This is a genomic window from Nocardia sp. JCM 34519.1 (genome assembly GCF_020361265.1).
Taxonomy (GTDB): Bacteria; Actinomycetota; Actinomycetes; order Mycobacteriales; family Mycobacteriaceae; genus Nocardia; species Nocardia arthritidis_A.
Genome location: NZ_JAIRBR010000012.1, coordinates 58,847 through 81,394, shown reverse-complemented (window position 1 = coordinate 81,394; position 22,548 = coordinate 58,847). Strand labels below are relative to the sequence as shown.

General features: G+C 68.2%; 23 protein-coding genes. 6 read left to right on the top strand and 17 right to left on the bottom strand.

Annotated elements, in window-relative coordinates:
- Positions 1-82: 82 nt before the first annotated feature.
- From hisH to LGY53_RS26590, 6 genes are all read right to left on the bottom strand, one after another.
- A complete protein-coding gene (gene hisH / locus LGY53_RS26615; protein WP_225729458.1) occupies positions 83-718 on the bottom strand; it encodes an imidazole glycerol phosphate synthase subunit HisH in 636 nt (211 codons plus the stop codon).
- Positions 715-1,329 (bottom strand): imidazoleglycerol-phosphate dehydratase HisB, encoded by a 615-nt coding sequence (hisB, locus tag LGY53_RS26610; RefSeq protein WP_225729457.1) that lies wholly within the window; start codon positions 1,327-1,329, stop codon positions 715-717. Before hisB ends, hisH begins: the two co-directional genes overlap by 4 nt.
- A 22-nt stretch (positions 1,330-1,351) precedes the next feature.
- Positions 1,352-2,479, bottom strand: a complete 1,128-nt coding sequence (locus LGY53_RS26605; protein ID WP_225729456.1) for a histidinol-phosphate transaminase — start codon at positions 2,477-2,479, stop codon at positions 1,352-1,354.
- Positions 2,476-3,813, bottom strand: coding sequence for a histidinol dehydrogenase (gene hisD / locus LGY53_RS26600; RefSeq protein ID WP_225729455.1), 1,338 nt, complete (start codon positions 3,811-3,813; stop codon positions 2,476-2,478). The genes LGY53_RS26605 and hisD overlap by 4 nt, the downstream gene beginning before the upstream one ends.
- 126 nt (positions 3,814-3,939) lie before the next feature.
- Entirely contained in the window at positions 3,940-4,347 is a 408-nt protein-coding gene (locus tag LGY53_RS26595; protein WP_225729454.1) for an MmcQ/YjbR family DNA-binding protein, read from the bottom strand.
- A 54-nt stretch (positions 4,348-4,401) separates the two neighbouring features.
- A complete protein-coding gene (locus LGY53_RS26590; RefSeq protein ID WP_225729453.1) occupies positions 4,402-4,689 on the bottom strand; it encodes a putative quinol monooxygenase in 288 nt (95 codons plus the stop codon).
- 141 nt (positions 4,690-4,830) lie between these two features.
- Between LGY53_RS26590 and LGY53_RS26585 the strand changes: the two genes are divergently transcribed.
- A complete protein-coding gene (locus tag LGY53_RS26585; protein ID WP_225729452.1) occupies positions 4,831-5,742 on the top strand; it encodes a helix-turn-helix transcriptional regulator in 912 nt (303 codons plus the stop codon).
- A gap of 177 nt (positions 5,743-5,919) precedes the next feature.
- Here the strand turns inward: LGY53_RS26585 and LGY53_RS26580 are convergent, their stop codons facing one another.
- The 5 genes from LGY53_RS26580 to LGY53_RS26560 form a co-directional block, all read right to left on the bottom strand.
- On the bottom strand, positions 5,920-7,581 hold the full coding sequence (locus LGY53_RS26580) for a serine/threonine-protein kinase (protein WP_225729451.1): 1,662 nt from the start codon (positions 7,579-7,581) through the stop codon (positions 5,920-5,922).
- A gap of 71 nt (positions 7,582-7,652) precedes the next feature.
- The gene (locus LGY53_RS26575) at positions 7,653-9,422 is read right to left on the bottom strand and encodes a penicillin-binding transpeptidase domain-containing protein (RefSeq protein WP_374111242.1); all 1,770 of its coding nucleotides are present in this window, start codon (positions 9,420-9,422) and stop codon (positions 7,653-7,655) included.
- Positions 9,423-9,459: 37 nt separating this feature from the next.
- Complete coding sequence (locus LGY53_RS26570) at positions 9,460-10,317, bottom strand: arylamine N-acetyltransferase (RefSeq protein ID WP_225729450.1); 858 nt, start codon at positions 10,315-10,317, stop codon at positions 9,460-9,462.
- A gap of 66 nt (positions 10,318-10,383) precedes the next feature.
- On the bottom strand, positions 10,384-11,178 hold the full coding sequence (locus tag LGY53_RS26565) for a tryptophan 2,3-dioxygenase (protein ID WP_225729449.1): 795 nt from the start codon (positions 11,176-11,178) through the stop codon (positions 10,384-10,386).
- A gap of 147 nt (positions 11,179-11,325) precedes the next feature.
- Positions 11,326-12,525 carry an MFS transporter gene (locus LGY53_RS26560; protein ID WP_225729448.1) on the bottom strand — a complete coding sequence of 400 codons (1,200 nt, stop codon included), beginning with the start codon at positions 12,523-12,525 and terminating at the stop codon, positions 11,326-11,328.
- 108 nt (positions 12,526-12,633) lie between these two features.
- Here LGY53_RS26560 and LGY53_RS26555 point away from each other — a divergent pair, with 108 nt between their 5' ends.
- Complete coding sequence (locus tag LGY53_RS26555) at positions 12,634-12,984, top strand: helix-turn-helix transcriptional regulator (protein WP_225729447.1); 351 nt, start codon at positions 12,634-12,636, stop codon at positions 12,982-12,984.
- Between the two features lie 13 nt (positions 12,985-12,997).
- Positions 12,998-14,176 carry a winged helix DNA-binding domain-containing protein gene (locus LGY53_RS26550; RefSeq protein WP_225729446.1) on the top strand — a complete coding sequence of 393 codons (1,179 nt, stop codon included), beginning with the start codon at positions 12,998-13,000 and terminating at the stop codon, positions 14,174-14,176.
- Between the two features lie 6 nt (positions 14,177-14,182).
- Here LGY53_RS26550 and LGY53_RS26545 read toward each other — a convergent pair whose 3' ends face one another.
- Positions 14,183-15,109, bottom strand: a complete 927-nt coding sequence (locus LGY53_RS26545; protein ID WP_225729445.1) for a tellurite resistance/C4-dicarboxylate transporter family protein — start codon at positions 15,107-15,109, stop codon at positions 14,183-14,185.
- Positions 15,110-15,235: 126 nt separating this feature from the next.
- Positions 15,236-15,979: a class I SAM-dependent methyltransferase gene (locus LGY53_RS26540; RefSeq protein ID WP_225729444.1), complete on the bottom strand. Its 744-nt coding sequence runs from the start codon at positions 15,977-15,979 to the stop codon at positions 15,236-15,238.
- 121 nt (positions 15,980-16,100) lie between these two features.
- Between LGY53_RS26540 and LGY53_RS26535 the strand changes: the two genes are divergently transcribed.
- Positions 16,101-16,334 carry a hypothetical protein gene (locus tag LGY53_RS26535; RefSeq protein WP_225729443.1) on the top strand — a complete coding sequence of 78 codons (234 nt, stop codon included), beginning with the start codon at positions 16,101-16,103 and terminating at the stop codon, positions 16,332-16,334.
- A gap of 42 nt (positions 16,335-16,376) precedes the next feature.
- Here LGY53_RS26535 and nadC read toward each other — a convergent pair whose 3' ends face one another.
- From nadC to nadA, 3 genes are read right to left on the bottom strand one after another with little or no spacing between them, the layout of a single operon-like run.
- Positions 16,377-17,237 (bottom strand): carboxylating nicotinate-nucleotide diphosphorylase, encoded by an 861-nt coding sequence (nadC, locus tag LGY53_RS26530; RefSeq protein WP_225729442.1) that lies wholly within the window; start codon positions 17,235-17,237, stop codon positions 16,377-16,379.
- A 9-nt stretch (positions 17,238-17,246) separates the two neighbouring features.
- Positions 17,247-18,833, bottom strand: coding sequence for an L-aspartate oxidase (locus LGY53_RS26525; protein ID WP_225729441.1), 1,587 nt, complete (start codon positions 18,831-18,833; stop codon positions 17,247-17,249).
- Positions 18,834-18,836: 3 nt separating this feature from the next.
- Positions 18,837-19,880: a quinolinate synthase NadA gene (nadA, locus tag LGY53_RS26520; RefSeq protein WP_225729440.1), complete on the bottom strand. Its 1,044-nt coding sequence runs from the start codon at positions 19,878-19,880 to the stop codon at positions 18,837-18,839.
- A gap of 76 nt (positions 19,881-19,956) precedes the next feature.
- Between nadA and LGY53_RS26515 the strand changes: the two genes are divergently transcribed.
- Positions 19,957-20,706: an NUDIX domain-containing protein gene (locus LGY53_RS26515; protein WP_308102997.1), complete on the top strand. Its 750-nt coding sequence runs from the start codon at positions 19,957-19,959 to the stop codon at positions 20,704-20,706.
- A 48-nt stretch (positions 20,707-20,754) separates the two neighbouring features.
- Here the strand turns inward: LGY53_RS26515 and LGY53_RS26510 are convergent, their stop codons facing one another.
- A complete protein-coding gene (locus LGY53_RS26510; RefSeq protein WP_225729439.1) occupies positions 20,755-20,937 on the bottom strand; it encodes a hypothetical protein in 183 nt (60 codons plus the stop codon).
- Positions 20,938-21,108: 171 nt separating this feature from the next.
- On the opposite strand from LGY53_RS26510, the gene LGY53_RS26505 reads away from it, so the two are divergent.
- Positions 21,109-22,542, top strand: coding sequence for an AMP nucleosidase (locus tag LGY53_RS26505; protein WP_225729438.1), 1,434 nt, complete (start codon positions 21,109-21,111; stop codon positions 22,540-22,542).
- Positions 22,543-22,548 lie beyond the last annotated feature (6 nt).

The following is a 22,548-nucleotide window of genomic DNA, read 5'->3' as shown; positions in this document are numbered from 1 at the left end:
GTATCAAGCCAGTTGTTGGTGTTACCCGCAATCGATGCAGGTCATGGCGAATCCGCGCGGGGTCAGCTCATGGCGGGGCGGCTCAGATCGATTCGATCCAATTGCGCAGCAACTGGGCTCCGGCATCGCCGGATTTCTCCGGATGGAATTGGGTGGCCGAGAGGGCACCGTTCTCGACCGCCGCCAGGAACGGGACGCCGTGTTCGGTCCAGGTGAGTTTGGGGTTGGCGAAGTGTTCGCTGGGTGGAAGATCCCAGGTTTGGGCGGCGTAGGAGTGCACGAAATAGAAGCGGGTGTCGGCGGGGAGTCCGGCGAACAGGACGCTGTCGGACGGCGCGGACACCGTATTCCAGCCCATATGCGGCAGCACCGGGGCGGACAGGCGCTCCACCACGCCGGGCCATTCGGCACAGCCCTCGGTCTCCACCCCGAATTCGACGCCGCGTTCGAACAGGATCTGCATGCCGACGCAGATGCCGAGCACCGGACGCCCACCGGCCAGACGCTGACCGATGATGCGCTCGCCCCGCACTTTTCGCAGTCCCGCCATGCAGGCCGCGTACGCGCCGACGCCGGGTACCACCAGGCCGTCGGCGGCCAGGGCCGCGGTCGCGTCCGCGGTGACCTCGACCTGAGCGCCCGCCCGGACCAGTGCGCGCTCGGCCGAGTGCAGATTGCCCGAACCGTAGTCGAGCAGGACGACGGATTTCGTTGTCACAGCGCGCCCTTCGTCGACGGGATACCGCTGACTCGCGGGTCGAGTTCCACCGCGGCGCGCAAAGCCCTTGCCACCGCCTTGAATTCGGCCTCGGTGACGTGGTGCTGATCGCGGCCGTACAGCACGCGCACATGTAGTGCGATACGCGCGTTCGACGCGATCGATTCGAAGACGTGGCGGTTGAGCACCGTGGAATACGGTGCGCCGGGCCCGGAGCCGGGGATCACCGCGTGCAGCAGGTGATCCGGTTCGCCGGTGTGCACGCAGTAGGGACGTCCGGAGACGTCGACCACCGCATGCGCCAAGGTCTCGTCCATCGGGATGTACGCGTCGCCGAAGCGGCGGATACCGCTCTTGTCCCCCAACGCCTGTCCGAGCGCCTGTCCCAGCACGATGGCGGTGTCCTCCACCGTGTGGTGCGCCTCGATATCGATATCGCCCTCGGCTCGCACCGTGAGATCGAAGCTCGCGTGTGCGCCGAGCGCGGTCAGCATATGGTCGTAGAACGGGACACCCGTGGCGATCTCGGTGCGCCCGGTGCCGTCGAGGTCCAGTTCGACGACGATATTCGATTCCTTGGTGACGCGCTCCACCCGCGCGGTACGGCTCATATCTATTCCTCCACAGGCGGATTCATCGAACGGTCAGGTCGGTGCCGGCGAGTGTGCCGCTGACCCGCAGGAATTCGTCGTTCTCCGCGGCCAGCCCGATGGTGGCGCGCAGAAAGCCGGGAATGCCGACGTCGCGGATCAGCACGCCGCCGTCCAGGTAGTGCTGCCACGCCTGCGCCGCATCGGTGAAGCGGCCGAACAGCAGGAAGTTCGCATCACTCGGAATCACCTCGAAACCCAAGGCGCGCAACGCTTCCGCGACCCGGTCCCGCTGCCGCGCCAATTCCGCGACGCTGGCGAGGGTTTCGTCGGCGTGCCGCAGCGCGGCCCTGGCGGCGGCCTGGGTGACCACCGACAGGTGATAGGGCAACCGCACCAGCAGCAGCGCATCGATCACGGCGGGCGCGGCGGCCAGATAGCCGAGCCGTCCGCCGGCGAAGGCGAACGCCTTGCTCATGGTGCGGGTGACCACCAGCTTGGCCGGATAGCGGTCGATCAGGCCGATGGCGCTCGGCGCACCGGAGAATTCGGCATATGCCTCGTCGACGATGACGATGCCGGGCGCGGCCGCGAGGATCCGTTCCAGCTCGTCCAGCGAAATGCTGTGGCCCGTCGGATTGTTCGGGCTGGTGACGAACACCACATCGGGGCGGCGTTCGGCGATGGCGGCCACCGCGTAGTCGATGTCGAGGGAGAAGTCGGCGCCGCGTTTGGCCTCGATCCATTCGGTGTCGATGCCCTCGGAAATGATCGGGTGCATCGAATACGACGGCACGAAACCCAGTGCGCTGCGGCCGGTTCCGCCGAATGCCTGCAGCAGCTGCTGCAGGATCTCGTTGGAGCCGTTGGCCGCCCAGACATTGGCCGCGTCCAATGTGACGCCGGTCTGGCGGGTGAGGTACGCGGCCAGGTCGGTGCGCAGCGCGACGGCGTCGCGATCGGGATAGCGGTGCAGGTCGGCGGCGGCGATCCGGATGGATTCGGCGACGTCGTCGATGAGCGCCCGGCTCGGCGGGTGCGGATTCTCGTTGGTGTTCAACTGCACCGGAACCGTCAATTGCGGTGCGCCGTACGGCTTTTTGCCGCGCAGGTTGTCGCGCAGCGGTAGGTCGTCGAGCGTGATGCCCGAGCCGGGGACGGTGAGGTTCATGCGAGGGCCTCGAATCGCGCGGTCACGGCCTGGCCGTGCGCGGGCAGATCTTCCGCGTTCGCGAGCGCGACCACATGCCCGGCGACATCTTTCAACGCCGCCTCGGTGTATTCGACGACATGGATGCCGCGCAGGAAGGTCTGCACGCTCAAACCCGAAGAGTGCCTGGCACATCCGGCGGTGGGCAGCACGTGGTTCGAGCCCGCGCAGTAGTCGCCGAGGCTCACCGGCGCGTATGCGCCGACGAAAACCGCACCCGCACTGCGCACCCGGGCCGCGACGGCCGCCGCATCGGCGGTCTGGATCTCCAGGTGTTCGGCCGCGTAGGCGTTCACCACGCGCAGCCCCTGCTCGATATCGTCCACCAGCACGGTGCCGGACTGTTTGCCGGACAACGCCTCTCGCACCCGGTGCGCGTGCTTGACCACGGCCAGTTGGATATTCAGCGCGGTATCGACCGCGTCCGCCAATTCCGCGCTGTCGGTGACCAATACGCTGGCCGCGAGCACATCGTGTTCGGCCTGGCTGATCAGGTCGGCCGCGACGTGCACCGGGTCGGCGGTGGCGTCGGCCAGAATCGCGATCTCGGTGGGGCCCGCCTCGGCATCGATGCCGACCAGCCCGCGGCACAGCCGCTTGGCCGCGGTGACATAGATATTGCCGGGCCCGGTGATCAGATCCACCGGCTCCAACTGCGTCCCGTCGGTGTCGACGCCGCCGTAGGACAGCAGCGCGACGGCCTGCGCGCCGCCCACCGCCCAGACCTCCTCGACGCCGAGCAGCCGCGCTGCCGCCAGAATCGTCGGATGCGGCAGCCCGCCGAATTGCGCCTGCGGCGGCGAGGCCACCACCAGCGAGCCGACGCCCGCGGTCTGCGCGGGCACCACATTCATCACCACGCTCGACGGGTACACGGCGTTGCCGCCCGGCACATACAGCCCGACGCGTTCCACCGGCACCCAGCGCTCGGTCACCGTGCCGCCCGGCACCACCTCGGTGGTCTTATCGGTGCGGCGCTGATCCGCGTGCACCTTGCGGGCCCGCGCGATCGACTCCTCCAGCGCCGCCCGCACCGCCGGATCCAGTTGCGTCAGCGCCGCTTCCAGCTCCGCCGCGGGCACCCGCACCGAGGGCGGGACCACCCCGTCGAACCGCTCGCCGAACTCCAGCGCCGCGGCCACACCGCGCTCACGTACCGCCTCCACCACCGGACGCACCTGATGCAGCACCGAGTCGACGTCGACTCCCCCGCGCGGCAGCGCGGCGCGCAGCTCGGCAACGGAGGGAGTGCGACCGCGCAGATCGACGCGGGCGAGCTCGATGCGGGATGTCATGTGGTCCACGATCCTTGTCTGCTGGTGTTACGACGCCGAACGGTCGGTTTTTGCCGGTCGGTTCCGGTACCAGAGTATCGGGCGGGTGCCAGGGGTTATCCGGTGCGGGTGGTGGCGCAGCCGGCGCTACTGCGAATGTTCGGCCAGCCAGCGCGCCGCCAGCCGTTTCGGCGCACGACACAACCATCCGTCGGTGATGATTTCGGATAGTTCGTCCCGGCTGATCCGATGTAACTCGGATAGCCGCAGCAACACCGACGCATGCCCGTCGAAATGCGGTGTCGTGAAGAACGGACCGTCTCCGTCCACCAACGCCCGCTTCTCGTGTTCGTCCGGTACGAAGAAACACACGACGTCCGTCAGCCGCTCACCGGTCTCCGGATCGACCGCGTCCGGCCGCGCACCGCGAAAGAATACGAACGACTTCCGCTTCACCTGATACACCGGCAGATCCCCCGCATGCGTCAACCGAGTCACCTCGGGTAGTGACATGGCGATGTCGTGGATATCCTGCTCGACCGCCGGTGTTTCCATGGCAATGAGGGTAGGTCGGCGGGGCCGCCCGCACCACGGACGACCCCGTCGCCATCAGGCCGCGACCAGCTTCCTGAGCACCAACGGTTCGGCGAGGATCCGCTCCAGCACCTCTGCCACATGGGCGAAATGCGCGGTGGCGAAATGTTCGTCCAGCGCCGCCTCGCTCGTCCATTCCTCGACGACAACCATATGCGCCGCGTCATTGGGATCGACGTACGGCTGGTACGCCAGGCAACCCGCCTCGGACAGCGACGGTTCGATCATGGCCTCCAGCGCGGTGCGCAGGCGATCCTCCTGGCCGGTTGCGGCGCGGAATTCGGCGACAACGTGCAGCGTCATTGGTGACAGCTCCCTATCTGCCGGAACCGTTCCGGCGGTGATCACTACTTTCGGCGCTCCCGAGCGTGGTGAACAGCGCCGCGTAAGCCTGGGCACGGCACGACCAGGATCCGGATCGGCGGCTCCCGGATACTGGTGATCATGAGTTTGGATCGTCGCGCCGAATTGGGGGAATTCCTGCGGTCCCGTCGGGCTCGCCTGAGCCCGAAGGAGGTCGGCCTGCCCGAACACGGGGTCCGCCGCCGGGTGCCGGGTCTGCGCCGGGAGGAACTGGCGATGCTGGCCGGGGTGAGCGTCGACCACTATGTGCGGTTGGAGCAGGGCCGCACCATGCATTTCTCCGAATCGGTGCTGGACGCGGTGGCGCAGGCGCTGCGCTTGAATCCCACTGAGCGCGAACACTTCTACCGTCTGGCGCGGCCGTGGTCCGGCGCCGAACCCGAGTCCGAACAGCGGGTGCGGCCCGGGCTGCGCCGGTTGCTCGACACGGCCGCCGACGTCCCCGCCTATATCGTCGGCCGCGGCACGAACGTGCTGGCCTGGAATGCGTTGGCGGCCGCGATAATCACCGATTTCGGCGCGCTGCCACCGCATGAACGCAATCTGGCCAGACTGGTCTTCCTCGACGAGGGGATGCGTGAGCTGTACGAGGACTGGCCCGGGAAGGCCGCCGACGTGGTCGCATATCTGCGCCTCGATTCGGCCCGCAATCCGGGCGACGCCGGAATCGGTTCGCTCATCGAGGAATTGAGCGACCGCTCCCCCGAGTTCCGCGACCGGTGGGCCAGACATGAACTCAAGGACAAGACGCACGGCCGCTACACCTACCGCCACCCGGTGGTCGGCCGCCTCGACCTCGGCTACGAAACCCTGCGCCTACCGGACGATCCGGACCAGGCGCTCATCATGCACACCACCGAACCCGGCTCCGCCACCGAAACCGCCCTGCGCCTACTGACCACCCTCACCGAAACCACGGCCCACACCGCCGACTGGACCGGAATCCGGGTGCCGCACAACGAGTTACGAATCCGCGGTACATCCGACGAATAGCTGATCACGAATTCTGGCCAGCTCGGCCACATTTCAGTGGGTCACACTGCCGAAGAGTGGGGCAAAGCCTCGCCTGCCCGACTCTTCGAAAGGTCACGGTCGCTGCCTGCGGAATCGCACACGGTTGAGCGGTGTCGGCGCGCTATGGCTCGAACCAACACCGAGAGTCCGCCGCGATCAGCGGGTTTCGCTGTCGATGAGCAGCTGACCGCCGCCGGAGTCGATCACTCGGAACGGCATCGAATTCTTCGACTTGCCATCGCTGTAGACAAGGTACGGCATCTGCATGTCGGCCGAACCGTCGCTGCTGTTGGTGCCGCTGATACCGCCGCCGAAGTCTTGGATACTGTGATCGGTCCAGTACTGCTGGAATGCGGACTGGCTACCGTACAGCTGCTGGGCAGCCGGTGTGAGTTGCGACCATGCGCTGCTGTAATCGGGCTTCAGAATGTCCTTGTAGAACTGCACGATCACATTGGCGGCAGTTCCGGTGTTGATCTTCTGGCCTGAGCTCTTCGTCTGCCCCGCACTGGCTTTGGTGGTCGAACTGGCCGAACCGCCGGCCGAGGTGGCGGGCACTCCCGCCTGTACGGTCGGCGTGCTACCACCGCCGCTGTTCAGCGACGCGACCGCGATGGCGATCGCCGCGACGACGGCGCCGACCAGCGAGCCGATCAGAACCGCCTTGCGCTTGCCGCCGGATTTGGGGGTGGGTGCGGGGCGGTGGTGGGTTTGGGTTTTGGGGTGGGACGCGGCCTGGGGGTGCGTCGCGGTGTTCGGGTGCGCGGTGCCGTTGCGCCGCGGCGGGCGAGGTGGCGTGACGGGTAGCGGACGCGAAATCCGTTCGGTCTGGCCGTTGTTCGCCGCTGCGGAGGGGCGCAGGGTGCGGGTGGCGCCGTGCGCCGCGCCGGGCAGCTGGCGCGTGAATGCCTCACTGGCGGGCACGAATCCGGCCGCGGCGGGTACCGGGCCGGCGTCGGCGAGTGCGGCCAGATAGTCGCGGGCGGCCCGCATGGTCGGCCGGTCCTGCGGTTCCGGGCTGAGCAGCTGCAGCAGGAAATCCGTTGCGGGACCGGCATTCCTGGGCTCGGTGACCTGACCGTTGGCGGCGGCGTACAGCACGGCGAGCGGATTGGCGTTGGCGCCGTAGGGCGGTTCGCCCTCGAGCGCGTGAAACAGCGTGGCGCCCAACGAGAACACGTCGGAGGCCGGGCTCGGATCGGCGCCGCGCGCACATTCCGGCGCGAGATAGGCGGCGGTGCCGCAGATCAGGCCGGTCTCGGTGAGCGTGACATCGCCGGTGGCCCTGGAGATGCCGAAGTCGGTGATCTTGACCGTGCCGTGATCGTCGAGCAGCACATTGCCCGGCTTCACGTCGCGGTGCACGATGCCCGCCTGATGGGCGGCGATGAGCGCCGAGGCGACCTGTTCGCCGATCCGGCCGACCTGGGTGAGCGGCAGCGTGCCCTGGGCGGATAGCACCATGGCCAGGCTGCGCGATTTGAGGTACTCCATGACCAGGCACGGATCGCCGTCGTGCTCGGTGATGTCGAACACCACGATGGCGTTCGGATGCTGGAATCGCGCCGCGTTGCGCGCCTCGCGGATGGCCCGCTGGCGCAACACGTCGCGCTCTCCCTCGGGGAGACTGGCTTTGACGTGGATCTGCTTGACCGCCACCGAGCGCTGCAGGCGTTCGTCGACGGCACGCCAAACAACGCCTGTGCCGCCGCTACCAATCCGCTCGACCAGGCGGTAATGCTCCGCGATCAACTGACCGGTATCGATGGCGCCTACTCCGAACCTTCTCGAAATCGTGACATCCCGCGTGTTGACCACATGCGTGGTCCGCGAACGAGTGTAGCGGGCCTCAGCGCATCCTCCACGCCGGATCCGGCGTGGCGCGTTTTCTAGCGTGGCGCACGCAACATTCGCCCAGCGGCGGCCACCGCCGGAGTCGACGATCCGGCATCGCTGATGAAGACGGCGAAGGCGAGATCGCCGTCGATCCCGACGAACCAGCCGTGCGCGTGCTTGTCATCGATGTACTCGGCGGTGCCGGTCTTCCCCAAAATCCCTGGGATATCCCGCAATGCGGTCGCGGTGCCGTCGGTGACGGTTTCACGCATCATCGGCTTGATCTGTTCGGGAATGTTCGCGGGCAGCGGCGCCGGTGCGCGGTCCGGCTTGCCCGGCTGCCCGGCCACCACGGTCGGTGTCGGCACCGAGCCGCGCGCGATGGACGCGGCGACCAACGCCATCCCGAAGGGTGTCGCCGTCACCTGGCCTTGACCGATTCCGGCCTCGACACGCTGGGCGGCGGTGTCGGCGGTCGGCACCTTGCCGGTGACGGTGGTGAGGCCCGGCGTGACGTAGTCGATGCCGAGACCCAACTGAGCGGCCGCTTTGGTGAGACCGTCCGGCGGCAGCTGCACGGCCAGCTTGCCCATGGTCGTATTGCACGAGCGGGCGAACGCGGTGTGCAGCGGGACCTGTCCCAGATCGAAGTTGTTGTCGTTCGGGATGGTGCGGCCCTCGATATTTTCCTTACCGGGGCAGCCGACCGTGGAATTCGGTGTCACGATGCCCGCCTGCAGCGCGGCCGATACGGTGATCGTCTTGAATGTCGAACCCGGCGGGTAGAGCCCGGTCAGCGCGATCGGGCCCTTGTCGTCCGCCGCCGCGTTCTGCGCCATGGCCAACACATTTCCGGTGGATGGTTGCAGCGCGACGATCGCGGCGGGCTGGTCGATCGATGCGAGCGCGGCCTTGGCGGCCCGCTGCAGACCGCTGTCCAGCGTGGTGGTGATGTCGGGCGTCGGTTGGGCGTCCGCGCCCGCGATGCGAACGGTGCTGCCGTCGGCGGTTTTCGCGCGCACCGCCCAGCCCGCGGCGGCGTTCATCTCCTGCTGCCACAGATCGGACAGTCCGGACAGCGTCTGCGAGGCCACCGATTTGTCGGGCAACAACCGGGTCTGCTGCGCCAGGGTGACGCCCTGGATGGCCGCGAGCCGGTCCCGGATCGGTCCGATATCCGATTCCCGGAGCGTGATCACAGTGGCCGGTTTCCCTTGCGCCCCAGCGATATCCGACTGCACCGAGGCCGCGGTGACATCCGATGAGATCGGCGCGAGCAGTGCGGCGACGGCCGCGGTATCGGTGCCCGGCGCCACATTCACCAGGGTGACCACCTGCTGGGTCAGCAGTTCACCGCCGGCGGAATCGAGGACGCGCGCGGGCTTCGCGGGATAGGCCGGGCCGTAACTCAGCGGCCCCTGGTCGAGCCCGGGCGCGACGGTGACCGGATTCCAGCGCACCTTCCAGCCGTTCTTGTCGGCGGCGGCGCCCGAGGTGGTGTATGTCCACTGCTGCTTGCCGTCCTGCCCGAGCTTCCAGGTGGCCGACAGCGTGAACGCGCCGTCCTTCCCGGTATCGCGGACCTCGAATTTCACATCTTTACCGAGGCCGTCGTAGAGCGGGCCGAGCACGCTCGCCGCGGTCTTCGGATCGTCGGTGAGCGCCGCGGCGCCCGCGACGTCGTCGCGGGTCAGCGCGTCGGCGAACTGCTGGGCGACGGTCTTGGGCTGATCCGGCCCCGGCGACGAACAGCCGGGCAGCACCAGCGCGGCGGCCGCGAATACGGTCACGATGCGAATACGGTTGTGCACGCGCTCGACCATACCCACGGGGCGTCCGGCGCCCGCGATCATTATTCCCTCATTTCGGGATCAGCCAGCGCTGCGTCAATGCGGCGACGTCGGTCGCGTCGAGTTCGATATCGAACGACTCGTTCAGAATTTTCGGCAGGTCGGCGGGATCGATGGTCGTCGTTTCGGCGCTGCCGTCCGGGAATCGGGTTGTCAGAGTGGTACCGTCGACGACGACGTGCCGGTCGGGGTGGAAGCGCTGCGCGTACGGGCGGGTGGTGAACGGCGAGCGCGGCGAGGTGGACACGTAGTGGTTGCCGACCACGTAATCGATCGGGTACTGCGGTGTGGTGGTGAACGTATAGCGCACGATCCAGCCGTCCTCCCCGAATTGGTGCAGCAGCCAAAGCTCCTCGCCCAGTTGGCCTTTCGTCAGTTCCAGCCGGAACCGCCAATCGCCCGAGCGGAATTCGCGGATATCGTCATAGAGCTGATACGGCTCCAGCGGCCCGGAGCCGAATCCGACGTCGCACAGCCAGATCCGGTCGTCGTCGGCGGTGGTGACCCGCAACAGCGCGTGGGTGGCCGGGCGAAGTGCGCCGAGCGCCCCCATGACCACCCGGCCGACGAATCCGGTGACGCCGAAGCCGAGCCGCTCCAGCACGGCCGCGAACAGCGTGACGTGCTCGTAGCAGTAACCACCCCTGCGGCGGCGGATCAGCTTGTCCTGCACCGTCTCCAGGTCCAGCGGGATACCGCGGCCGAGGATGATCTCGAAATTCTCGAACGGGATCGTCGTGGTGTGCCTGCGGTGTAGTTCGCGCAGGGTGCGCACGGTCGGCACCCGCTCGCCGGTGTAGCCGATCCGGGACAGATACGCGTCGAGATCCACCTCCGTACCGTTCCAGTGGTAACCGGGTGTGCTCATATCTCCCCTATCGTCGCCGTCCATCGAGTCAACCGCGGGTGCGGCTCCCGTTGTTCCGGCGCGCGGTCACATCCGGGTTCGGACCGCCCACAGCTCGGGGAAGAAGCGGTGGTCGCGGATCCGGCGCAGCCAGTCGAGCCCCGCGGTGCCGCCGGTGCCGGGTTTGGCGCCGAGCATGCGCTCGACCACGAGCAGATGGGTCGAGCGCCAGTGCGCGAACTGGTATGACACCTCCAGTAGCGCCTCGGCCAGCGCATACTGCGCCGGGTAGCGGTTCGGGTCCCGGTAGACCGCCAGCCAGGCCTGCTCCACCGCGGGCTCGAGCGCCGGGCGGCTCGGTGTCGGCAGTGCGCCGAATGTCCGGCCCAGATAGGCGATCACCTCGTCGTCCAGGCTCGGTTCGGCGACCTCGCGGGCGAGTATCGGCGCCAATGGGCCGAATTGCCGGAGGTAGGCCAAACTTTCGTCGTCCTTATTACCCAGGATGAATTCCAGCGCGCGGTACATGAACGACTGGTTGCCGGAGGCGCTGCCGAGCACATGCCGGAATCCGAGGAATTCGGATGCCGACATGCCGTTGAGGTAATCCCAGGACGACTGCAGCACCCGCTGCACCCGGCTCACCCTGGCCAGCGCCCGGCAGGCCTGCGCACAATCGTTCGCGCGCAACCGATTCCGCGTCTCGTCCAGATCGACGTATGCCATCCGGAACAGCAGCTCCTTCACCTGGGTGATCAGGATGAATTGCATCTCCAGCGGGGAATCGGTGGTGGGATGCTGCATTTCGTGCAGGGCATCCAATTGGGAATAACTCACATAGGGCGCCGTGCCATAGGGGCAGCCGAATTCCGTCGTGCTCATCGGATTTCCATTCGGCGCTCGACGAATATCACTGATCTGCACCGCATTTCGTCACACTCCTAGCCGCGGCCAGCCCGATTCATCGGATGTATCGGGAAGCATGGCAGATCAGGGGCGGGCCCGCCACCGGCGCGAATAATCATCGGGTCATTTCGACCGGCGCGTCGCGACGAAGCCGACGCCCGCCAGCGCCGCAACGCCGACCACGACGCCGAAGACGGTCGCGGCCGCGGGCAAACCGATTGCGTCACCGAGGAATCCGGTGGCCAGCGGCAGCGCCGCCGCGGGCACGTACCCGCCGATGTTCTGCGCCGCGTTCGCCTCGGCCAGCCGGGCCCCCGGCACCGCGGCGCTGATCGCGGTCAGCCCGCCCAGCTGTCCCATCCCCTGCCCGACGCCCGCGAGCACGGCCGCCATCGCGAACAGCGCCACCGAGCCCGCCTGCAGCGCGAGCACCAGCGCGGCCATCGCCGCCACCGCGGCCGCCGCGCCGCCGAGCAGGATGACGCGCACCGGGAAGCGCCGCACCGCGAACTGAATTCCGGTGGCGCCCAGGAACATCGCGAAGGCCAACGCGCCCGCGACCACTCGATCGGCGACGCCGAGTCGCGCCAGCACCGACGGGCCGAGGGAGAGGACGAAGGAGGTCGCGGTGATGCCCGGCGCGAACACCGCGATACCGAGCAGCACGGGCGTGCGACCCTGCGCGGGCACCGCGGGAATGCGGATCCAAGCGCCGCGCCCACCGGCCCCCTTCGCCAGCGGCAGCCGGGCAACCACCGCGAAAGCCGAGATCAGCAGCGCGATTTCGAACAGGAAGACGGTGGTGGTCGGCCACGGCAGCCGCTGCGAGAACAGCCCGGCGAGCAGTGGACCGGAGCCGGCGCCGAGCACCATCGCCGACGAGGCGGCAAGTGCGGCAAGCGGTTTGCGCGCCGGACCGCCGACATCGGTCACCGCGGCCATACCCGCCGACACGGTGGCGCCCACCGCGATACCGGTCAGCAGTCGCGCCAGCGCCAGTATCGCAACGGAATTCGCGGTGGCGAACAGCACGCAGGCCAGGACCGCGAGGCCGATCGCGGGCAGCAGCACCGGTTTACGGCCGATCCGGTCCGAAAGCACGCCCGCCACCAGCAGCGCGCCGAGCAGGCCGACGATGTAGCAGGCGAAGATCGCCGTCAGCACACCGGAGGAGAAACCCATATCGCGCTGCCACACGACGTACAGCGGTGTCGCCGCATTGGACAGCACGAACACCGCGAGCACCGGCCACGCGGACAGCCAGATCAGGCCGCGCCGGGCCGGCAGGTCCACCGCGGACGGGCGGGCCAGGGTCGTCGTCATTCCATCCTCCACAAGTTCGAATTTTCTCGTACTAGTACGACAGGATTCGAACTGTAGCACCTTGTACGATAGAAGTCGTACAAGAAATTCACGAATTCAGGAGACGCGATGCCCGCCACCGCCGCCCAGGACCGCACGGCCGGCCGCCCACTGCCCGAGCCCGCACGCGCCGACCTGCGGCTCGAACACATCATGGGCGCGCTGAGCGATCCGCTGCGGATGGCCATGGTGCGGCGCCTGCTGCTCGAATCCCCCGACGCCGACCGCACCTGCGGCTGGTTCGGCATCGACCGGCCGAAATCCACCATGACGCACCACTTCAAGGTGTTGCGCGAGGCGGGCGTCACCAGGCAGCAGCAGTACGGTCTGGAACGGCGCAGCCGGGTGCGCATCGAGGATCTCGACGCACGCTTTCCGGGCCTGCTGGATTTGATTCGCGCCTGGGAACCCACCGACTGACTACGATTCGCCTATGCGTTCGATTGATGCGGCCGAGCGCCGCGCCCGGCTCGCCATCCGGCACCGGCTCACCGCCGCGACCAGGACCGACTCGGTGACCGATATCGCCGCATCGCTGGTCGCGCTGCACGCCACCGACCCGGCCACCGTGCATCTGTCGGTCGCCGCGCGCAGCCGTGCGCCCGAACCGGGCCACGTCGAGAAGGCGCTTTACGACGACCGCACGCTGCTGCGCATGCTCGCCATGCGGCGCACCATGTTCGTCGTTCCGACGGATTCGGTGCCGGTGCTGCAGGCCTCGTGCGCGAATGCGTTGGCGGACAAGCAACGCCGCGTATACGGGCGCTACCTCGCGGAAGCCGGCGTCGTCAGCGGCGATATTTCCGCCTGGCTGGCCGAGGTCGAGGCGGAGACCCATCAGGCGCTGCTGGCCCGCGGTTCGGCGACCGGCGCCCAGCTGAGCAAGGATGTGCCGCGGCTGCGCACGCAGGTGAATACCGCACCGGGCAAGGCTTATTCGCGCCCGACGAGCATCACCACCTGGGTGCTGATCATCCTCGGCGTCGAGGGCCGCATCGTGCGCGGCAGGCCCAACGGCACCTGGGCCAGCAGCCAATACACCTGGGCGCCGATCGAATCCTGGCTGCCGCAAGGGGTCGCACGGCTCGGCGCGGCGCAGGCCAGGACCGAGCTGGTTCGGCGGTGGCTGGCCGCATTCGGGCCCGCGCCGATCTCCGATATCAAATGGTGGACCGGCTGGACGCTCGGCGAGGTCCGCCAGGCATTAGCCGGAATCGACACGGCGACAGTCGATCTCGACGGCGGCACCGGGGTGCTGCTGGCCGACGACCTCGAACCGGTCGCCCCGCCGGACCCCTGGGTCGCGCTGCTGCCCGCCCTCGACCCGACGCCGATGGGCTGGCAATCCCGCGACTGGTTCCTCGGCCCACACGGCCCGAAGCTCTTCGACCGCAACGGCAATATCGGCCCCACCATCTGGTCCGACGGCCGCATCGTCGGCGGCTGGGCGCAGCGGCCCGACGGTGAAATCGTCTACCGGCTACTGGAAGATGTTGGTGCCGAGGCGAAAACGATGATCGAAGCCGAGGCCGAGCGAATGGCCGCCTGGTACGGCGACGTCCGCGCCATCCCGCGCTTCCGCACCCCGCTGGAGCGGGAACTCACCGCCTGAACGATTTCACGACCGCGCGGGCCTGCGGGCTCTCCAGAGTGCGGCGCAGGTGAGCAGCCAGGCGCCGACCGCGATGCCGAGCAGCGCATCGCCGATCGGCCGAAAGGCCGGAATACCCACTGCCGCACCGGTATTCAGAGTGGCCACCGCGGTCATCCCGAGCGGGAAGACGGTGGCCCAGCGGCGAATGTCGTAGCGGTTGCGCGGGCGGGCCACCTCGGCGACCAGCAGCACCAGATACCAGGCCACGCACAGGGTCAGCACGACCAGGGTCGCGATCCGCAGCGCCCCGTGCGACGCACCGGTCCATCGCGGTGCGACAACGAGTTTCGACGCGGCCAACGCGGAAATCGCCAGCGCGCCCGCCGCGACCCACTGATCGCCCGCACCGGTCCACACCTGACGTAGGTCGAAGCGCCGCAGGGCCACGGCATACAGACAAAGCCCGAGCACCCACAGCACGAGCGCCGCGACGATGAGCCAATCCGCAACGCCCGCAAGCGATAATGTCGCCGCGAGCACCGCGAGCCCCTGCGTCGAAACGCATACCAGGAACGCCGCACCCGGCAGCTGCCGCTGCCAGTGCCCGATCACCGCCACCAGCAGCACGGGCCACACCACCGCGGCGACGATCAGCAGGATCACCGCGATCCGATGCCAGCCGAGCAGCGCCAGCCGGGTGCCGAGGACGGTGGTCGCGGGCACCGCGGTGAGTGCGGGCGGGGTATCCGATTCGGCCGACCAGCGCGGGAAATCCCAGATCAGCCGGGTACAGAAGTCGACGGCCAACAACAGCCACACCGCACCGGCCAGCCCGAGCGCGATCAGGGAGGGCACCGCGAACCCCGTCAGGTGCAGGCCGATCGAGATGATGCCGGTGGCCATGACGAATGAACCGGCCGCCGGCGGCAGGTCCCACCACCGCTGCGCCACCGGCATATCCCAGCGCGAAATCGCCGCGTGGTCAACAACCGAATCGCACCGATTTCCGCGCGGTATCCGCCCCGGCGCGCGAATAGGCCAGCGAGGCCGTACCCATGCCGCATTCCGGGGCAGGAATCAGAGATCCACGGTGATCAGGCGGTAGCCGAGGTCGAGGGTCTGCGCGTCGAGCAGATCGGCGTGCCGGGCGGCCCAGACGCCGGAGTCGAGATCCGCGCGCAGGGCCGCCAGGCCGTCGCGCATCCGGGATTCGGGAGTGAGCGCGAACATGGACGCGCCGGCGCGGACGGTCTCGTCGAGGTACGCCTCGGGACGACGCCAGTACGCGCAGGCGAACCCGTCCAGGCAGTCGTGCGGAACCGGAACCGGTGTGACCGTCGCATCGCCCAGCAGCGCGACCAGTTCCGGCACCGGAACGGCAAGGGCCGCATCGGTTTCCGCCGCGGCGGGCAGATATTCGCGCAGCAGCCAGAATTCGCGGGTGACGGTGTGATCCCAGGTGAGCAGCACGATCCGGCGGCGTGCGATCCGGCGCAGTTCGGCCAGGCCGCCCGCGAGATCGGACCAGTGGTGCACGGTCAGGATCGCCAGCGCCGCGTCTACGGAATCGGTTGGTATGGGCAGGTTTTCGGCCACCGCCTGGATCGCGGGAGCCAGGCCGGGCCCGCGCTGGGCGATCATCACCGAACTCGGCTCGACCGCGACCACCGTGGTCGCGGGTTCGTACGATCCGGTGCCCGCGCCGATATTCGCGACCGAGGCCATACCGACCAATGCGGCATCGAGCACGGCGGCGATGCGCGGATCCGGTTGGCGGGTCCGTGAATACGTGCGGCCGGTTCGGTCATAGCGGGTGCTCATCTGCGAAATCCCTTCAGGCAGAGACTGCCATAGCTACTGCCACTGTTTGTCAGGGCCCCGGATTCTCCCGGTCGAGATCGATAGCGTTGCCGCAGTGATCTCGATCGAAGGAGGCTCCACCTTGTTCAAGAAAATCGTTGCCGGTGCGCTCATGGTGTCCGGCATCTGGGTCGGCACCGCGGCCACGGCGGCCGCGGCCGGGCCGTGGCACGGACCGCAGCCGAGCCTGGGCCAGTGCCAGGCGGCGGAGGATATGAACCACTCCAGCCACGGCGGCGATCCCGGCATCGCTTACACCTGCCGATACCTGACCAATCAGCCCGAGGGCGCGGGCTGGTACTACTTCTACAGCTAACACGCTGGCCGCCTTCATCTTTCGGTGAAGGCGGCCACTGTGCTACATATCCAAACCGAGATCCAGCACGCGCACCGAATGGGTGAGCGCGCCGACGGCGAGATAGTCGACGCCGGTGCGGGCGTAGTCGGCGGCCGAATCCAGGGTCAGCCCGCCCGACGATTCCAGCTTCGTCGCGGGCGCGACGGCATTGCGCCGCTGCACGGCCGCCTGCGTCTGCCAGAGCGGAAAGTTGTCCAGCAGAACGAGTTCCACGTTCTCGGCGAGCACCGCGTCGAGTTGTTCGAGGCTGTCCACCTCCACCTCACAGGGCAGATTCGGCGCCATTTCGCGCACCGCGCGCAGTGCGGCGACCACCGAACCGGCCGCGACGACGTGGTTGTCTTTGATGAGCGCGGCATCGCCGAGCCCCATCCGATGGTTGACGCCGCCGCCGACCCGCACCGCGTACTTCTGCAGGGAACGCAAGCCGGGCAAGGTTTTCCGGCTGTCGCGGATCGCGCAGCCGGTGCCAGCCACCGCGTCCACCCAGGCGGCGGTGGCGGTGGCGATGCCGGACAGGTGGCAGACCAGGTTGAGCATGGTGCGCTCGGCGGTCAGCAACCCGCGGGTCGGTGCGACGAGCCCGAGCACCGATTCACCGGGCCGCACCCGGGTTCCGTCGGGAACGCGGTCGGTGATCTCGTACTCGCCCGCGCCGATCACCTCGTCGAGCACCAGCAGTCCGACGTCGAGCCCGGCGACGGTCCCCGGCTGCCGGGGCACCATCGCCGCCTTGACCACCGCGTCGGCGGGAACCGTTGCGGCAGTGGTGATATCGGGCCCATAGCGCAGGTCTTCGTCGAGGGCGGTGCGGATCAGCCGCAGCACCTCGTCGCGGTCGATATTCGGATCGAGGGTCATGGGGCACTCCTATGGCTTCGCGGGCGGCCGGGCGGCGGCGAGTTGCGGGCGGCCCTCGCGGGTCAGCCGGATGGGCAGGCTCTGGCGCAGCCAATCCTCGCGGCCGGGATAGTCGGATCGAGTGTGGCAGCCGCGGCTTTCGGTGCGTACCGTCGCCGCGGTGAGCAGGGCGCGCGCGGTGAGGGTGAGCGCGGCGTCCTCGAGTGCCGAAATCTGGTGTGCCGCATCGTCGTCCGGCCGGGTGAGGGTGGGCCGCGCGGCGGCGTCGATGGTCTTGAGCGCCACCGCGAGCCCGTCGCCCTCGCGCACCACGGCGGCATGCGAGCTCATCAGCTGCTGCAGGTCCGCACGGTCGACGTACTCCCCTGCGGTGCAGGTGATTTCGGTCACCCGAGCGCGAATCCCGCGACGTTCGGCCGCCGCGGCGCCCGCACGCTCGCCGACCACCAGACCCTCGAGCAAACTGTTGGAGCCCAGGCGATTCGCGCCGTGCAGGCCGGTGCGTGCCACCTCACCGGCGGCGTAGAGGCCGGGCACCTCGGTGCGTCCGTCCGTATCGGTGAGCACGCCGCCGCACTGGTAGTGCGCGGCCGGTGCGATCGGGATCATATCGACGCTCGGATCGATGCCCGCCGCCAGACAGGATGCGGTGATCGTCGGAAAGCGTTGTGCGAAACCGTCGATCGCGCGCCCGTCCAGATAGACGTGGTCGACACCGAGCAGCCGCATGCGGGCGGCGATGGCTCGCGACACCACGTCACGCGGCGCCAGATCACCGCGCGGATGCACACCCGCGGTGACCGAATCGCCGTTGGCGTCGACCAGCACCGCGCCCTCACCGCGCACCGCCTCGCTGATCAGCGGCCGCCGCCCCAGCCCGCCCGGCGTGTACAGCACGGTCGGATGGAATTGCAGGAACTCGAGATCGGCGACGGCCGCACCGGCCCGCAGTGCCAGCGCGATGCCGTCGGCGGTGGCGCCCGGCGGGTTGGTGCTCAGCGCGTACAACTGTCCGAGACCGCCGGTGGCCAGCAGCACCGCGGGGGCGTGCACCAATCCGAAACCCTTGTCGGACACCGCGATAACGCCACACACTCCGTCGGCGCCGGTGACGATCTCGCATACCGCCGTGCCGAACAGCACGGGCAACCCGGCCGCGTTCAGCGCGCGCTGCACCTCCGCGCCGGTGGCGTCACCGCCGGCGTGAATGATGCGCCGCGCGCTGTGTCCACCCTCGCGGGTGCGCGAAATCCGGCCGTCCCGGCCGAGATCGAAGACGGCGCCCAGATCGGTGAGCGCCGCGACGGCGTCGCGGCCGCCGGAGACAACGGACCGCACCGCATCGACATCACAGAGCCCGGCCCCGGCCTCCATGGTGTCCTGCAGATGCGAGTCCACCGAATCCCCGTGCGGCGCAACGACCGCGATCCCACCCTGGGCGTATTGGGTCGAGGTGTCGTTCGGCCCGCCCTTGCTGAGCGTGAGCACCCGCAGGCCGCGCAGTGATGCCGTGCGGGCGGCGGTGAGACCGGCGACACCGCCGCCGACCACCACCAGATCCGCCTCGGCCTCCCAGGCGATCGTCCCGATATCCATATCTCACTCACCACCACCGGGATTGCCGATCGCGATCATCCGCAGCACCGAATCACGGCCGCGCGCGGCGGTTTCCGGATCGACGTGCACCTCGTCGCGCCCCTCGGCCAGGCAGCGCAGCAGCGCGGCCGGGGTGATCATCTTCATGTATTTGCACGAGGCCCGGTCGTTGACGGCCTGGAAGTCGATGCCGGGCGCGGCCTTTCGCAGCTGGTGCAGCATGCCGATCTCGGTGGCCACCAGCACCTGATTCGATTTGGCGGCCTTGGCGGCGTCGATCATGCCGCCGGTCGAGAGGATGTGCACCCGGTCGGCCGGGAACGCGCCCTCCCCCGCCAGGTACAGCGCCGAAGTGGCGCAACCACATTCGGGGTGGACGAACAGTTCGGCACCCGGGTGGGTGCGCGCCTGCTCGGTGAGTTCGTCGCCGTTGATGCCCGCGTGCACATGGCATTCGCCCGCCCAGATGTGCATATTCTCCCGGCCGGTGACCCGCTTGACGTGCGCGCCCAGGAATTGGTCCGGCAGGAACAGCACCTCGCGGTCCGGATCGATGGACGCGACGACATCCACCGCGTTGGACGAGGTGCAGCAGATATCGGTGAGCGCCTTCACCTCCGCGGTGGTGTTGACGTACGACACGACCACCGCGTCCGGGAATTCGGCCTTCCAGGCCCGCAATTCGGCGGCGGTGATGGAGTCGGCCAGCGAGCAGCCCGCCCGCTGGTCGGGGATGAGGACGGTCTTGTCCGGGCTGAGGATCTTCGCCGTCTCCGCCATGAAATGCACGCCGCAGAACACGATGGTGTCCTCGGGGGCGTCCGCCGCGATGCGGGACAGGGCGAGTGAATCGCCCACATGGTCGGCCACATCCTGGATCTCCGGCAGCTGGTAGTTGTGCGCCAGGATCGTCGCGTTGCGTTCGCGGGCGAGTCGCTTGACCTCGCTCGCCCACTCGGGGGTCGCCTCGACGCCCGTGTATCCACCGGGCCCGTCGAACACCTGCCCCGATAGCGGGGGCGCCTGCTTCGTAGCCGAAGTCGCCATGATGGCTCCCTTCCTCGTGCGGTCGGCGACAGCGCCGATTCGCACCAAACCAGGTTTTCGACTTATAATCGAAAACGTGCCCCATAGTAGCACCATCCACGAAACGCTCACCGCGGTGTTCCAGGTTCGCCGCTTCCCCGCCGACATCACCGCAGGTAGGAACATTTCCTCCCCGGCGGCGCAGACATTGCACCGCACCCAGCGCCCCGAATTGGCGGTCCTGCTCTGGGAGCGCGCACTCGACCCACAGAAGGGCACCTGGTCACTACCGGGCGGTCGGTTGCGCGACGACGAGGACCTCGACACCTCCGCACGCCGCCAGCTCGCCGAGAAGGTCGACGTGCGCGAGCTGGCACACCTCGAGCAACTCTCGGTGTTCAGCGCGCCGGACCGCGTCCCGGGACCGCGGCGCATCGCGTCGGCCTATCTGGGCCTCGTCCCGCTCACCGCCGAGCCGGAACTGCCCGGCGATACCGCGTGGCATCCGGTCTCCGCGCTGCCCGCCATGTCCTTCGACCACGGCATCGTCGTCGAACACGCCCGCACCCGCCTCGCGGCCAAACTCTCGTACACCAATATCGCCTTCGCACTGGCCCCCGCCGATTTCACCATGTCGACATTGCGCGAAATCTATTGCGCGGCACTGGGATACGACGTGGATACGACCAACCTGCAGCGCGTGCTCACCCGCCGTGATGTGATAACCCCCACTGGCAAGACGCGCGCCCCCGGCCGCGCGGGCGGGCGACCGGCCGCCGTATACCGCTACACCGATTCGGGTATCCGGGTCACCGACGAGTTCGCGGCCTTACGCCCGCGCGCCTGAACGCCTTGCGCCACAACGCAAAAGGCCCGGTCTCTCCGGACCGGGCCCTCATGCCTCCAACGCCGCCTTGCGATGCTTACTCCCGCGCCGATACCGCCGTTTGTTCGGCAGCGGCTGGGCCGCACTGCTGCGCCGCAGCGCATCCCGCCGCCGCCAGGCGGTGAGATCGGCGCGCTCCGTTGGATTTTCGAGCGTCGCGCCGCTCGGCGCGCGCTCACCCATCTTGACCATCGGACCTCCCCGTTCCAGATTTCCCCTACAGGGAACGGCCCAGGGTAACCAGGCATTCCCGGACTCTCCACTTATTTTTCGGGCCGTGGCAGACAGGTGTGCGTCGGCGATGCGACCCGCATAGGGTCGAATCAGACCGACTAGTACTTCGAACGACCCGAAGGAGCTACCGTGCCCACCGCGCTGACCGGAGCCGAAGCGCTGGACGCCCTCGACCGGCTGTACCGGCAATCGATCGCCGCATTGCGTCAGGCGCTGGCCGAATTCGTCGAACACGGCACCCCGCCCGATCCGAGCGCGCGGGCCGCCGGACTGTTCGTCTATCCGGAACTGCGCCTGAGCTGGGATGGAGCGGAACAGCCGGAAAACAGATCGCGCGCATGGGGCCGATTCACCCGCCCCGGCAGCTACGCGACGACCGTCACCCGCCCTGACCTGTTCCGCTCCTACCTGGCCGAACAATTGGCGACGATCGAACGGGACTACCGGGTGCGGATCGAGGTGCTGCCCTCGCGGCAGGAGATCCCGTTCCCGTATGTCATCGACGATTCCCTGGTACCGGACCGGTCGCTGAGCGCCGCCATCGCACGGCACTTCCCGACCACCGACCTGGCGAATATCGGCGACGAGACCGCCGACGGCATATTCAACTCGGGAGATCTGTTCCCGCTCAATCACTTCGACGCGCTGCGCACCGATTTCTCGCTGGCCCGGCTGCGGCACTACACCGGGACGCCGGTCGAACATTTCCAACCGTTCGTGCTGTTCACCAACTACAACCGCTATGTCGACGAATTCGTGCGCTGGGCCTGCGAGCGCATCGCCGATCCGGACAGCCCGTACGATGCGCTGTCCTGCGCGGGCGGCGGCGTCATCACCGCCGAAAACACCGATGTGCCAGGCGATCTCGGTTGGCAGAAGCATCAGATGCCGGCATGGCATCTGATGGCGCCGGGCAAACGCGGCATCACACTGGTGAATATCGGCGTCGGGCCGTCCAATGCGAAAACCATCTGCGACCATCTCGCGGTGCTGCGACCGCACGCCTGGCTGATGATCGGCCACTGCGCCGGGCTGCGGGAGAGCCAGGCGATCGGCGACTACGTGCTGGCGCACGCCTACCTGCGCGACGACCACGTGCTGGATTCGGTACTGCCGCCGGACATTCCGATTCCCAATATCGCCGAGGTGCAGCGCGCCCTGTACGACGCGACGAAGGCGGCGAGCGGTTTACCCGGCGCCGAGGTCAAGCGGCGGCTGCGCACCGGCACCGTGGTGACCACCGACGACCGCAACTGGGAGCTGCGCTATTCCGCGTCCGCGCTGCGGTTCAGCCTCAGCCGGGCGGTGGCGATCGATATGGAGAGCGCCACCATCGCCGCACAGGGCTACCGATTCCGGGTGCCGTACGGGACGCTGCTGTGCGTATCGGACAAACCGTTGCACGGCGAGATCAAACTGCCCGGTCAGGCCAATCGGTTCTATGAGGGCGCGATCTCGCAACATCTCCAGATCGGCATCAACGCGGTGGAATTGCTTCGCGCCGAGGGCGACCGGCTGCATTCCCGCAAGCTGCGCACCTTCGACGAACCGCCGTTCCGCTGAGCGCGA